The sequence below is a fragment of the Streptomyces sp. NPDC059718 genome (assembly GCF_042733315.1).
Classification (GTDB): domain Bacteria; phylum Actinomycetota; class Actinomycetes; order Streptomycetales; family Streptomycetaceae; genus Actinacidiphila.
In genome coordinates this window covers 100,869-113,775 of the sequence record NZ_JBHWGA010000013.1, presented here as the reverse complement: position 1 = coordinate 113,775, position 12,907 = coordinate 100,869, and the positions used below count along the sequence as shown (strand labels likewise).

The 12,907-nt window shown below is 72.7% G+C and carries 12 protein-coding genes; 4 read left to right on the top strand and 8 right to left on the bottom strand.

Annotation, left to right across the window (positions count from 1 at the left end):
- The first annotated feature begins 90 nt into the window (after nt 1-90).
- Nucleotides 91-1,761, top strand: a complete 1,671-nt coding sequence (locus ACFV3E_RS17190; RefSeq protein WP_500535394.1) for a sodium:solute symporter family protein — start codon at nt 91-93, stop codon at nt 1,759-1,761.
- Between the two features lie 11 nt (nt 1,762-1,772).
- Nucleotides 1,773-2,105, top strand: coding sequence for a hypothetical protein (locus ACFV3E_RS17185; RefSeq protein ID WP_500535393.1), 333 nt, complete (start codon nt 1,773-1,775; stop codon nt 2,103-2,105).
- On the opposite strand, the gene ACFV3E_RS17180 is transcribed toward ACFV3E_RS17185, so the two are convergent.
- From ACFV3E_RS17180 to ACFV3E_RS17170, 3 genes are all read right to left on the bottom strand, one after another.
- Nucleotides 2,029-2,760 (bottom strand): helix-turn-helix transcriptional regulator, encoded by a 732-nt coding sequence (locus ACFV3E_RS17180; protein ID WP_500535450.1) that lies wholly within the window; start codon nt 2,758-2,760, stop codon nt 2,029-2,031. The two genes, ACFV3E_RS17185 and ACFV3E_RS17180, sit on opposite strands and share 77 nt — an antisense overlap.
- A 277-nt stretch (nt 2,761-3,037) precedes the next feature.
- Nucleotides 3,038-4,612, bottom strand: coding sequence for an outer membrane protein assembly factor BamB family protein (locus ACFV3E_RS17175; protein WP_500535392.1), 1,575 nt, complete (start codon nt 4,610-4,612; stop codon nt 3,038-3,040).
- 107 nt (nt 4,613-4,719) lie between these two features.
- Nucleotides 4,720-6,510, bottom strand: coding sequence for an ABC-F family ATP-binding cassette domain-containing protein (locus tag ACFV3E_RS17170; protein ID WP_500535391.1), 1,791 nt, complete (start codon nt 6,508-6,510; stop codon nt 4,720-4,722).
- A 157-nt stretch (nt 6,511-6,667) separates the two neighbouring features.
- Here ACFV3E_RS17170 and ACFV3E_RS17165 point away from each other — a divergent pair, with 157 nt between their 5' ends.
- Nucleotides 6,668-6,943 carry a type II toxin-antitoxin system Phd/YefM family antitoxin gene (locus tag ACFV3E_RS17165; RefSeq protein ID WP_500535390.1) on the top strand — a complete coding sequence of 92 codons (276 nt, stop codon included), beginning with the start codon at nt 6,668-6,670 and terminating at the stop codon, nt 6,941-6,943.
- Nucleotides 6,940-7,191: a type II toxin-antitoxin system RelE family toxin gene (locus tag ACFV3E_RS17160; RefSeq protein ID WP_500535389.1), complete on the top strand. Its 252-nt coding sequence runs from the start codon at nt 6,940-6,942 to the stop codon at nt 7,189-7,191. Before ACFV3E_RS17165 ends, ACFV3E_RS17160 begins: the two co-directional genes overlap by 4 nt.
- Here ACFV3E_RS17160 and ACFV3E_RS17155 read toward each other — a convergent pair.
- From ACFV3E_RS17155 to ACFV3E_RS17135, 5 genes are all read right to left on the bottom strand, one after another.
- Nucleotides 7,169-8,488, bottom strand: a complete 1,320-nt coding sequence (locus ACFV3E_RS17155) for an acyltransferase family protein (RefSeq protein WP_500535388.1) — start codon at nt 8,486-8,488, stop codon at nt 7,169-7,171. The genes ACFV3E_RS17160 and ACFV3E_RS17155 overlap by 23 nt on opposite strands.
- An 82-nt stretch (nt 8,489-8,570) precedes the next feature.
- Complete coding sequence (locus ACFV3E_RS17150; protein ID WP_500535387.1) at nt 8,571-9,479, bottom strand: 4-(cytidine 5'-diphospho)-2-C-methyl-D-erythritol kinase; 909 nt, start codon at nt 9,477-9,479, stop codon at nt 8,571-8,573.
- Nucleotides 9,480-9,570: 91 nt separating this feature from the next.
- Nucleotides 9,571-10,464, bottom strand: coding sequence for a 16S rRNA (adenine(1518)-N(6)/adenine(1519)-N(6))-dimethyltransferase RsmA (gene rsmA, locus ACFV3E_RS17145; protein ID WP_500535386.1), 894 nt, complete (start codon nt 10,462-10,464; stop codon nt 9,571-9,573).
- A 39-nt stretch (nt 10,465-10,503) separates the two neighbouring features.
- The gene (locus tag ACFV3E_RS17140) at nt 10,504-11,751 is read right to left on the bottom strand and encodes a resuscitation-promoting factor (protein WP_500535385.1); all 1,248 of its coding nucleotides are present in this window, start codon (nt 11,749-11,751) and stop codon (nt 10,504-10,506) included.
- A gap of 230 nt (nt 11,752-11,981) precedes the next feature.
- Nucleotides 11,982-12,887, bottom strand: coding sequence for a TatD family hydrolase (locus ACFV3E_RS17135; RefSeq protein WP_500535384.1), 906 nt, complete (start codon nt 12,885-12,887; stop codon nt 11,982-11,984).
- Nucleotides 12,888-12,907: the final 20 nt, after the last annotated feature.

Below are 12,907 nucleotides of genomic sequence, written 5' to 3'. Positions count from 1 at the left end.
CACACCACGCCAACAAACAGAACCAAACACAATGAACCACAACGCAACAGCAACGTCAACGGAGACCCCGTTGCGGGGAGTGATCACACCATGCAGAACCTGGCAGAAGGGCTACGGCTCCCCACGAACGCGCTCGACTACTCGATCCTCGCGATCTACTTCGTCGTCGTCCTCGGCATCGGCTTCGCCGCCCGCCGCGCCGTCCGGACCAGCCTCGACTTCTTCCTGTCCGGCCGGTCGCTGCCCGCCTGGGTCACGGGTCTGGCGTTCATCGCCGCCAACCTGGGCGCCACCGAGATCCTGGGGATGGCCGCCAACGGCGCACAGTACGGCGCGTACACGGTGCACTGGTACTGGATCGGCGCCATTCCGGCCATGGTCTTCCTCGGCCTGGTGATGATGCCGTTCTACTACGGCTCCAAGGTCCGCTCCGTGCCGGAGTTCCTGCTGCACCGCTTCGGGCCGGCCTCGCACCTGCTCAGCTCGATCATCTTCGCGGTGTCCGCACTGCTGATCGCGGGGGTCAACCTCTACGCGATGGCGATCGTGCTGGAGGCACTGATCGGCTGGCCGCAGTGGGTGGCGATCGTCGTCTCCGGCTTCTTCGTGCTCTTCTACATCACCCTCGGCGGCCTGTCCTCGGCCATCTACAACGAGGTGCTGCAGTTCTTCGTGATCCTCGCGGCGCTGATCCCGCTCACCGTCGTCGGCCTGAAGCGGGTCGGCGGCTGGTCCGGGCTGACGGACTCGCTCACCGACTCCCACGGCGCCGCGTTCCTCAGCGCCTGGGACGGCACCGGCATCGGCTCGCCGAACCCGCTGGGGGCGAACTGGCTGACCATCGTGCTGGGCCTCGGTTTCGTCCTCAGCTTCGGCTACTGGACGACCAACTTCGCCGAGGTGCAGCGCGCCCTGTCCGCGAAGAACCTCTCGGCCGCCCAGCGCACCCCGCTCATCGCCGCGTACCCCAAGATCTTCATCCCGCTGATCGTGGTCCTGCCGGGACTGATCGCACTCGTGATGGAGCCGGGCATCGGCAAGCCGGGCAGCGGGCTCCAGTACAACGACGCGATCCCGGTGCTCATGCGCGACCTGCTGCCCAACGGCGTCCTCGGCATCGCGATCACCGGGCTGCTCGCCGCCTTCATGGCCGGCATGGCGGCCAACGTCTCGTCCTTCAACACCGTCTTCACGTACGACATCTGGGGCGCCTACGTACGGCGCGACCGGCCCGACCGGTACTACGTCACCACCGGCCGCGTGGTGACCGCGATCGGCGTGCTGATCGGCATGGGCACGGCCTTCATCGCCTCGTCCTTCAGCAACATCATGAACTACCTGCAGACGCTGTTCTCGTTCTTCAACGTGCCGCTGTTCTGCGTCTTCATCCTCGGCATGTTCTGGAAGCGCTCCACCGCGGCGGCCGGCTTCTGGGGGCTGCTGAGCGGCACGGTCGCCGCGATGATCAACTACTTCGGGTTCTACAAGGGCGGCCTGATCTCGATCCCCAGCGACCAGGGCGCCAACTTCGTCTCCGCCATCGCCGCCTTCGTCGTCGGCGGTGTGGTGATGGTCCTCGTCTCGTGGTTCACCAAGCCCAAGCCCGTCGAATCGCTGGCCGGACTCGTCTACGGGACCACCTCCCCCGGCATGGCAGAGCCGCCCGCCAAGGGCGACGACGCCTGGTACCGCAGGCCGGCACTGCTCGGCTGGGGCGCCGTCCTCCTGGCCGTGCTGTGCTACATCCCCTTCTCCCTGTGAGGTGACGCGTCGTGAGCGAGTACGGCAACGAGCCGGATTTCCAGCACCGCATCGAGGATCTGGAGCAGAAGTCGGCCTCGGCGGCACGCCTGTTCGACGTGCGCCGTGTCATCGGCGGCCTCTTCGTGGTCTACGGGGTGATCGTGACCATCGCCGGGATCACCGCGTCCGACGCGGACATCGCCAAGGCCCAGGGCATCAACATCAACCTCTGGACCGGGATCGGCATGCTGGTGCTGGGACTGCTCTTCCTCCTGTGGATGAAGCTCAGTCCCCCTCCTCCCCCGCCCGCAGCGGAGGAGACGCCTGAGCCGGGATCGCACCGCCCGGGAGATGGTGACTGACCCGGTCCAGCAGCCCCGTGCGGGCCGCCAGGGCGGCGGCCTCCAGCCGGGAGCCCACCCCCAGCTTCATCAGCACCCGCTGCACGTGCGTACGGGCGGTGCTCGGCGCGATCCGCATGCCCGCCGCGATCAGCCGGGTGTCCTCGCCCTCCGCGACCCGCAGCAGCACCTCGACCTCGCGCGGGGTGAGCATCTGCAGCAGTCTGGTGCCCTCGTCGTCCGGCTCGGCCACCGGGTTGAGCAGCTCGGCGAACGCGCTCTGCAGCAGCGCGGGCGCCACGGCCACCTCGCCGGCACGCGCCTTGGCCATCGCCCGCTCGACGCCCTCGATCCGCTCGTCGTGCCGTACGTAGCCGGACGCGCCGGCGGCGAACGCGGCGGCTATCCCGCGCGGGTTGGGCACCGGCCCCAGGACCAGCACCGCGACCCCCGGCCGCTCCCGCTTGATGCGGACGACCGCGTCGAAGGCGCCCGGCTCGGCCGGCGCCGCCGTCCCGATCAGGCACACCTCGGGCGACCGGCTCAGTACGAGATCCGCCGCGCCCGACGCGGGCGCGGCCGCCGCGAGCACCCGGTGCCCGCGCAGCTTCAGCGCCGAGGCGAGCGCCTCGGCCAGCAGACGATGGTCGTCGACGACGACGAGCCGTACGCCCATGGGCGTCCCCCTCATCCCCCCATGGACTGGTGCGGGCCTGCCCACCGAGTCCAAGCCGATCCCCCTTCACATGCCGCGGCGAAGCCCCTCCGGCATACCGCCTGTGCCCCCGCGGCGGCCCCGGGCCATGCCCGGGAAGGTACACGTTTGTTCGACGCTTTGCGCCCCCTACTCGGCAGAAGCCTCCCTAAATCCGCATTATCTCCAAACATGGCCGACTTGCGACCGGGTGTGCTTGTTTGCGGGCCTCGCGCGCCGTCGCCCTCCCCCGGCCCGGTCAGCCGAAGGCCGCGATGGACCGGTCCGTCAGGTTGGCGGAGGCGGAGATGTGGTCGGAGGTCAGGAAGAAGTGGTCCTCGTACAGCCACCAGCCCGAATCGCTGTCCAGGAAGTCGTTCTCCAGGTCCTTGCCGCTCTCCGGCAGTTCCATGAAGACGGTGAACCCGCGGGTCGCGGGATCGAGCCGCAGCAGGCGGCCCGGCTTGTCGTAGGTGTTCTTCTGGTACGCGACGACCTTGCCGCCGCTGATGCCGACGATCTTGAGCTCGCGCTCCTGGTCGGGCTTGGCGAGCCACGTGGGCTTGCCGGTGGTGAGGTCGAGCGCGGCGATCTCGTTCGTCTGGGAGTAGGAGGTGCCGCTGCCCGAGTGGGTCTTGGTGGGCAGGTAGATGGTCGTGCCGTCGACGGCGACGTTGGTGCACCGGTTGTCCTCGCAGTGGATCCGGTACGTGGCGTCCGCGCCGCCCGCGCCCAGCGAGATGCGGCTCTTCATCTTGCCGCCGTCCAGGTACACGATGTCGGTCATCGACAGGCTGCCCGCCGACAGCCCCACGACCACCGGGTCCGTGGAGATGACGCTGTACACCTCACTGCCGCTCGGCACCTGCCAGGACCACTTCTTGGCGCCGCCCTCACCCAGGCCCTGCACGTACTCGTCACCGCCGAAGCCGCCGCACTCGACGACCGCGACCAGCGCGCTCCCGCCGTGGTAGCCCTTGTCGGTGCACTCCGAACCGGCCTTGGGCGTCCACAGCACGGCCCCGGTGCTGATCTTGTACGCGACCGAACCGCCGATCCAGGAGACGGCCGCCGTGTCGCCCGTGAGCGCGATCTGCGAGTAGCTGTGCGAGGTCCGGCCGTCCGGGTCGGGCAGCTTCTTCGCCCACAGCTTCTTGCCGTGGGCGATGTCGACGGCGATCACGCTGTCGCAGTCCGTGCCGTACTGCAGCACCAGGCGGTCGCCGGCCGCCGACTCCGGGCCCGGGCAGGACTCCCCCTCCAGCGGGATCGACCAGTTCTCCTTGCCGCTGTCGAGGTCGAAGGAACGCAGCGCGTCGGGCATCGTCTTCACGACGGCGTTGCCGGTGAACCAGGCTTCCGCCACCGGGGCGGTGATCTCGGACTTGGACGGCCGCACCGCCTTCTTGTCCCACAACGCGCGGGCCTTCAGCGGGCCGTCGCCGGCCGGGCGGCTGCTGCTGCCGCCCTTCGCCGGGGTGTCCGAGGGCCCGTCGTCGCCGCCCGCGGCCAGGAAGACCCCCGCGCCGACGACCAGGACGGCCGCGATCGCCGCCGCCACGATCGCGGCCACCTTGCCTTTGCCGCGCTTCGGCGGCTGCGGGTACTGCGGGTACGGCTGGTAGCCGTACCCGGGGAGGGGCTGGGTCGGCGCCTGGGCGTACGGGTTGGGGCCGTACGGGCCCGGCGGCGGGGGCGGGGGCGGCGGCTGCTGTCCCTGGGGATGGGCCGGCGGCTGGGCGTAGGGGTTGGGCTGCTGCGGCGGGTAACCGTACTGAGGCGGCTGCGGCCCGAATCCGGGCTGGTTGCCGGGGGGAGGCGGCGGCTGCGACATCAGCGGGCACCTTTCGGGCACAGGTGTGCGGAGGCGGACGGTGACCCTCTTTGTACCACCGGTGACACACCGTTCCGCCCCCGCGCCGAAGGACCGTTACGGCACTGCTACACCTCGTCCGCCAGTTCCAGCCAGCGCATCTCCAGTTCCTCGCGCTCGGCGGCCAGCGACCGCAGCTCCATGTCGAGTTCGGCCACCTTCTCGAAGTCGGTGGCGTTCTCGGCGATGGCGGCGTGCAGCTTCGACTCCCTCTCGCCGATCTTGTCCAGCTGCCGCTCGATGCGCTGCAGTTCCTTCTTGGCCGCGCGGCTGTCGCCGCCGCCCTTCGGCTTGGCCGGGGCGGGCGCGGGGGTGGCGGCCTCGACGGCCGCGCGGCGCCGCTCCAGGTACTCGTCGATGCCGCGCGGCAGCATGCGCAGCGTCGCGTCGCCGAGCAGGGCGAAGGTGCGGTCGGTGGTCCGCTCCAGGAAGTACCGGTCGTGGGAGATGACCACCATCGAGCCGGGCCAGCCGTCGAGCAGGTCCTCCAGCTGGGTCAGGGTCTCGATGTCCAGGTCGTTGGTGGGCTCGTCGAGGAAGAGCACGTTGGGCTCGTCCATCAGCAGCCGCAGCAACTGCAGCCGGCGCCGCTCGCCGCCGGACAGGTCACCGACCGGGGTCCACTGCTTCTCCTTGGTGAACCCGAACTTCTCGCAGAGCTGACCCGCCGTCAGCTCCCGTCCCTTGCCGAGGTCGACGCGGCCGCGCACCGACTCCACCGCCTGCAGCACCCGCAGCGACGGCTCGAGTTCGGCGACCTCCTGCGAGAGGTAGGCCAGCCGTACGGTCCTGCCGACCACCACCTTGCCGGCCACGGGCTGCTGCTCGCCCTCGCTGACGGCGGCGTCCGCGAGCGCCCGCAGCAGGGACGTCTTGCCCGCGCCGTTGACACCGACCAGGCCGACCCGGTCGCCGGGGCCCAGCTGCCAGGTCAGGTGCTTCAGCAGCACCTTGGGTCCGGCCTGCACGGTCACGTTCTCCAGGTCGAAGACCGTCCTGCCCAGCCGGGTCGTGGCGAACTTCATCAGCTCGGCGTTGTCACGCGGCGGCGGCACGTCGGCGATCAGCTCGTTGGCCGCCTCGATGCGGAAGCGCGGCTTGCTGGTGCGGGCGGGGGCACCGCGGCGCAGCCAGGCCAGCTCCTTGCGCATCAGGTTCTGCCGCTTGACCTCCTCGGTCGCGGCGATCCGCTCGCGCTCGGCGCGGGCGAAGACGTAGTCGCTGTAACCGCCCTCGTACTCGTGGACGTCACCGCGCTGCACGTCCCACATGCGGGTGCAGACCTGGTCCAGGAACCAGCGGTCGTGGGTCACGCACACCAGGGCCGAGCGCCGTGCCCGCAGATGACCGGCCAGCCAGGAGATGCCCTCGACGTCGAGGTGGTTGGTGGGCTCGTCGAGCACGACCAGGTCCTGCTCGGCGATCAGCAGCTTCGCCAGCGCGATCCGGCGGCGCTCACCACCGGAGAGCGGCCCGATCACCGTGTCCAGCCCCTGCGGGAAGCCGGGCAGGTCCAGCCCGCCGAAGAGGCCGGTGAGCACGTCCCGGATCTTCGCGTCGCCCGCCCACTCGTGGTCCGCGCGGTCACCGACCACCTCGTGCCGGACGGTGGCCTGCGGGTCCAGGCTGTCGTGCTGCGTCAGCACGCCCAGCCGCAGGTCCGAGGTGTGCGTCACCCGCCCGGTGTCCGGCCCCTCCAGCTTCGCCAGCATCCGGATCAGGGTCGTCTTCCCGTCGCCGTTGCGGCCGACGACGCCGATGCGGTCGCCCTCCGATACGCCGAGCGAGATCCCGTCCAGCAGGGTGCGCGTTCCGTACACCTTGCTGACGGACTCGACGTTGACCAGGTTGACGGCCATGGGACTCCTGTCACTACGAAAGAACGACCTCCCAGGGTAGTGCGGCCCCCTCACCCCCCGGGTACGGCGACCGCCCCCCGGACACCCGTGCGGGTGGGCTCGCCCACCAGAGGTGAATCGCCAACCGTACACAGCCGCAGGTCTGTACAGTTTTCCCATGGATACGTATCCGCTCGTGGAAGCGCGCAACCAGCTCGGGCAGCTCGTCGGCCGAGTCCGGCACGGGCATGAACACATCCTGATCAGCGAGTACGGGAAACCCGCCGCCGCGCTCATCCCGATAAGCGCCCTCGAGGAACTGCAGCGTCTGCGCGATACGGCGGACGCTGCCGAGGCGGCAGCCCGCGAATCGGCTCCCACCGGCCCCGCGATGACGCACGACGAGTTCATGGCCCGGTTGGAGGACGAGGACCGTCAGGCCGATGCCTCGTGACCCACACCGTCGTCTGGCAGCACCAGGCCATGGCCGAGTTCCGCCGCCTGCGCGTCCTCGACCCGGTGGGTGCGAAGGCCTGCGCGGCTGCCGTCCGGGATGTGGCCGGGGAACCGCACCTCCGGACTGCGCACGCCCTGGGAGGTTCGGGGTACGGGCGGCTGTCCGCCGGCGACTGGCGTGTCCTGTACCGGCCCGACGCCGAGACCGTCACCGTGCTCGTCCTCAAGGTCGGCCGGGTGGGCTGAAGCCCGGCTCAGCCCTGACGCGGCCCGCCCTTTCGACCAGGGCCCAGCCGGCGACGGCCATGAGGACGGATGCCGGAGCCGTGACGCGGAAGGCGATCAGGGTGGCCGAGTGGCCGTCGAAGCCGACGGCGGACAGGCCGAGGACGCCCAGCAGCGCGAGGACGACGCCGAACGCGGCACCGGGGCCGGAGAGCGGGCCCGGCGCCTGGGCGGGGCGCGGGGCCGGGGGGCGTTCGGCGCGGCGGAAGACGGCGACCAGGGCGGCGGTGAGGGCGGTCGCGGCCGCCACGCGCAGCGGCACCTGGGCCCACCAGGCGGCGGTGGCCGGGGCGGGCAGCGTCCGGCCCAGGGAGATCAGCGCGCCGTACACGGCGAGCATGGCCGTGAGGTGCCAGAGGAAGGCCGTCATCGCGATGCCGTTCGCGGCGACCACGCCGCGCCACACGCGCGGGCGCTCCAGCAGGCGCGCGGCGGGGCGCCGCAGCAGTTCGACCGCGCCGACCAGCCACACGCCGTGGCAGAGGAGGGCGAGCGTGGGCGGCGCCATGTTCGAGATCCGCTCGCCGGGCATGCCCACCATGGACAGCGGGTACGGCCCGAGCGCCACCAGCGCGACCGCCCCCGCCAGCCCGCAGACGGCCAGCGCCGCGGGGAGGCGCAGCCGGCCGTCCGCCCGCAGGAAGCCCAGCTGGTGCACCGCGAGCCAGACGAAGGCGAAGTTCAGGAACGGCACGTAGGGCACGTCGAGGGCGAAGCGCAGCACGTCCACCGCGACCGCGCCGGCCGACAGCGCGGCGAAGGCGCCCCAGCCGTACCGCTCGTGCAGTCGCAGCAAGGGCGGGGTGAAGGCCACCATGCCGAGGTAGATCCCGATGAACCACAGCGGCTGCGCCACCAGTCGCGCCGCCACGTCCGGCACGGGGAGCAGCAGCGCGCCCGCGGCCCACACCGCGACGAACAGCATCGTCGGCCCCAGCAGCCGGCGCAGCCGGGCCCGCAGGAAGGCCGCGTACCCGCCGCCGGAGCGTGCGACGGAGCGGTAGGAGAGCGCGTGCGAGAAGCCGCCGACGAAGAAGAACACCGGCATGATCTGCAGCACCCAGGTCAGCGGTTGCAGCGCCGGGCGCACCGCCAGCAGGTTGCCGACCTCGACGCCCCCGTCGGCCCCGGTGGTCACCGCCGCCATCAGCCAGTGCCCCAGCACGACCGTGGCCAGCGACGCCACCCGCAGGAAGTCGACGTAACGGTCCCGTGCCGCGGGCGTGGCCGCGGCGATCTCTCCGGCTGTCATCCCCATGACGGCACGATCCCGCGGCGGGGCGCCGCTCCGTCAGGCCCGCCCTACTCAACTCGCCCCGGAAGACGGTGAGTACGGGTACTCAGAGCAGGGTCGCGCCCTGCGCGGGGCCGGTGGTGACCCGTACCGCGCGGCAGGTGCCGGAGGCGGCGAGGGCGCCGGCGACGGCCTGCGCGGACTCGGCGTCCTTGGCGAGGAAGGCGGTGGTGGGCCCGGAGCCGGAGACCAGGGTGGCCAGGGCGCCGGCCTCGGCGCCCGCGGCGAGGGTCGCGGCCAGCGAGGGGCGCAGGGAGAGCGCGGCCGGCTGGAGGTCGTTCGCCAGGGAGGCGGCGAGGGCCACGGCGTCGCCGGTGCGCAGCGCGTCGAGCAGGGCCGGGGACGCCTCCGGCTCCGGCACGGCCGCGTCGCCGCGCAGCCGGTCGCACTCGCGGTAGACCTCGGGCGTGGACAGGCCGCCGTCGGCGACGGCGAAGACCCAGTGGAAGGTGCCGCCGGTCTCCAGCGGCTCCAGCAGTTCGCCGCGGCCCCGGCCGAGGGCGGCGCCGCCCACCAGGCTGAACGGGACGTCGCTGCCGAGGCCGGCGCAGATCGCGAGCAGTTCCTCGCGGCTCGCGCCGGTGCCCCACAGCGCGTCGCAGGCGACCAGGGCGCCCGCCGCGTCGGCGCTGCCGCCGGCCATGCCGCCCGCGACGGGGATGTCCTTGTTGATGTGGATGTGGACGCGCGGCTCCAGCCCGTGCCTCGCCGCGAGCGCGATCGCGGCGCGGGCGGCGAGGTTGCTCGCGTCGGCCGGGACCTGGTCGGCGTCCGGTCCGGTGACCGTGATCCGCAGCTCTTCGGCGGGAGCGACGGTGACCTCGTCGTACAGGCCGACGGCGAGGAAGACGTTGGCCAGGTCGTGGAAGCCGTCAGGGCGCGGTCCGCCCACCGCGAGCTGGACGTTGACCTTGGCGGGGACGCGGACGGTCACGGACGCGGGTCGGCGGGTCACTTGCGCGGTTCTCCTCGGAGCGTGAGCGTGGGGCACTCGATGCGGGGCCTTCGGTGCGTGCGGCACGGCGGCGCCCCCATTGTGCCCTCTGTCACCGCAGTGAGCGGCCGCCACCGCCGTGCTCGGCGATCGCCGCGAACTGCTCAACGGTCAGCGCCTCCCCGCGCGCCTGCGGCGACACCCCCGCGGCCACCAGCGCCTCCTCGGCGGCGGCGGCCGAGCCCGCCCAGCCGGCCAGCGCGGCCCGCAGCGTCTTGCGGCGCTGCGCGAAGGCGGCGTCCACGACCGCGAAGACCTGCTCGCGGGTGGCGGTGGTGGCGAGCGGCTCCTTGCGGCGGACCAGCGAGACCAGCCCGGAGTCCACGTTCGGGGCGGGCCAGAAGACGTTGCGGCCGATGGCCCCGGCCCGCTTCACCTCGGCGTACCAGGCGGCCTTCACCGAGGGCACCCCGTACACCTTGGAGCCGGGCCCTGCGGCCAGCCGGTCGGCGACCTCGGACTGCACCATGACCAGGGAGCGCTCGATGGTCGGGAAGGTCGCGAGCATGTGCAGCAGCACCGGGACGGCCACGTTGTACGGCAGGTTGGCCACCAGCGCCGTGGGCGGCGGACCCGGCAGCTCCTCGACGCGCAGCGCGTCGAGGTGCACGAGCGCGAAGCGGCCGGCCCGGCCCGGCAGGCGGGCGGCGACGGTCGAGGGGAGGGCCTCGGCCAGCACGTCGTCGATCTCCACGGCGGTGACGTGCTCGGCCACCTCCAGCAGCGCCAGCGTGAGCGAGCCGAGCCCCGGGCCGACCTCGACGACCACGTCGTCGGGCCGGACGTCCGCGGTGCGCACGATGCGGCGCACCGTGTTCGCGTCGATGACGAAGTTCTGGCCGCGCTGCTTGGTGGGGCGGACGCCCAGCGCGGCGGCCAGCTCACGGATGTCGGCGGGGCCGAGCAGGGCGTCGTCGGCGGGACCGGAGTGGTCGGTGGTGCTCACCGCTCAAGGGTATCCGGGCCCGGCGGGACCTCCGGCGGGCTACGAGTAGAGCTTGCGGCCGCACACCGGCCAGGGGCTGGCACCGCGCTGGATGTACAGGCGCTTGGCGCGGTACGTCTGCTCCTTGGCGGAGGCGTCCTGGGGGCGGCCGTGGCCGCCCAGGTTGCGCCAGGTGCGCTGGTCGAACTGGTAGAGGCCGCCGTAGGTGCCGGAGGCGTCCACCGCGTTCGGCCGGCCGCCCGCCTCGCACCGGCCGAGGGCCTTCCAGTTGAGGTGGTCGGCGCCCTCGACGCTGTCGGGGAGCCGCTTGGTGCCGACGCGCACGACCTGCCGCACGGGCTCGCGCAGCACCTCCTCGGCGACGCGCCGCGGCTTGCGCCGGACCCCGTCGACCGTGCGGTACGCGTACGTGACGCGGCGCAGCCCGTTCCTGCCCCGGGTGTCGACGGCTGTGGTGCCCTCGAACAGCGAGGGGTCCTCCGTCCGCTCGACGGGGAAGGGCACCGGCTCCTCGTGGACCTCGTCGTGGCCCCGGATGCGCCGGACGGAGATCGTCTGGCCCTCGCGCGGGAAGCCGTCGGGGTCGGCGGAGGTGGTGTCGAGGCCGTGCAGGGCGATGCCGGCGTCACGCAGCGCCTCGCCGACGGTGGCGGCGTTGGTGCGGACCGGCCGTTCACGGCCGTCGACGAGGAAGGTCACCTGGCGTTCGGTGCGGACGTCCAGTTCCAGTCCGTGCCGACCGATCGCCTCGCCGCGGGAGGCGGACAGGTACGCGCCGTCCGCGCGCACGCCCAGCTGGCGCAGGGCGCCGTCCACGGTGCCGGCCGTGGTCCAGATCCGCCGGGGCCGGCCGTCGAGGGTCAGCGCGACCGGGCGGCCGTAGCGGACGGCGACGGTGTCGCCGTCCTGCAGCGCCGCGTCGGGGTCGGGGGCGACGATGTCGTGGTCGCCGACCTCGATGCCCTGGCGCTGCAGCAGTTCCTCCACGCTCCCGGCGAAGGTGTGCAGGGTGCGCGGCCGGCCGTCCACGCTGAGCTGCACGGCCTTGCCACCGGCGAGGTAGGCGGTGCTGCCGCCCGCCAGGCAGGCGACGACCAGGGCCTGGGGCAGCAGCCTGCTCAGCGCGTCCGGGCGCCGCGCGGCGCGCCTGCGCCGGGCGGCCGCGCGTCCGGGGCGCGGCGCGACGTCCTCGTCGACGGGGGCCGTGCCCGGTGTCCTGCGGTAGGGGCCGTCCGCGTAGGACCGTGTTCCGGCCTGCGTCGTGCCCGCCTTGCTCCTGTTGCTCACGGCGTACCTCCGGCCCGGTCCGATCGGACCGAACCGGGACCATAGCGGAGGATTCGTCACTCTCCCAAGCAGGACGGTCACGCCGTGTCGCCGGACGAGGGGACCGCGACACCCTCCGTGACCGTGGTCAGCGCGCCCTGCGCCGCCCCCGGAGGCCGTCGGCGCGGCCGCCGGACGTCCGGAATCGGACAACCGTGTTACGCCGACCGCGCGAACCGCGCGACGCGGCGTCAGTAGCCGAAGGCCCGGGCCGTGTTGGCCCCGATGGCCGCGGCGAGCTCGTCCTCCGCGGCGCCCCGGGCAGCGGCCATGGCCCGCACGGTGACCGGGATCAGGTACGGGGCGTTGGGGCGGCCGCGGTGCGGTACGGGGGTGAGGAAGGGCGCGTCGGTCTCGACCAGGAGGAGCTCGGCGGGGGCGACGGCGACCGCGTCGCGCAGGTCCTGCGCGGACTTGTAGGTGACGTTGCCGGCGAAGGACATGTAGTAGCCCTTGTCGGCGCAGAGCTTGGCCATCTCCGCGTCGCCGGAGTAGCAGTGGAAGACGACGGTGCCGGGCGCCCCCTCCTCGTCGAGGATGCGCAGCACGTCGGCGTGGGCCTCGCGGTCGTGGATGACCAGGGCCTTGCCGTGCCGTTTGGCGATGTCGATGTGGCGGCGGAAGGAGTACTGCTGGGCCTCGACGCCGTCGGGCCCGGTGCGGAAGTAGTCCAGCCCGGTCTCGCCGACGCCGCGCACCTGGGGCAGCGCGGCGAGGGCGTCGATCTCCGCCAGGGCGGCGTCCAGCGCGGGCAGCCCGCCCGCCTTCCGCGCCCCCTGCCGGCTCCAGCCGTCGGGGTCCCCGTGGACGATCCTGGGGGCCTCGTTGGGGTGCAGGGCGACCGCCGCCCACACCTGCTCGTACGCCCCGGCGGTGCGTGCCGCCCAGTGGGAGCCGTCGACGTCGCAGCCGACCTGGACCACGGTCGTCACGCCGACGGACGCCGCCTTCGCCAGCGCCTCCTCGACGCTGCCCTCCTGCATGTCGAGGTGGGTGTGCGAGTCCGCCACCGGGACCGCGAGCGGTTCGGGGAGGGGAGGGGCGGCGGACGCGTCCTTCTTCGGGCGCCGGCTCTGGCTCTGGTTCTGCTCGGGCATGCCCCAGATCCTAGGCGTGG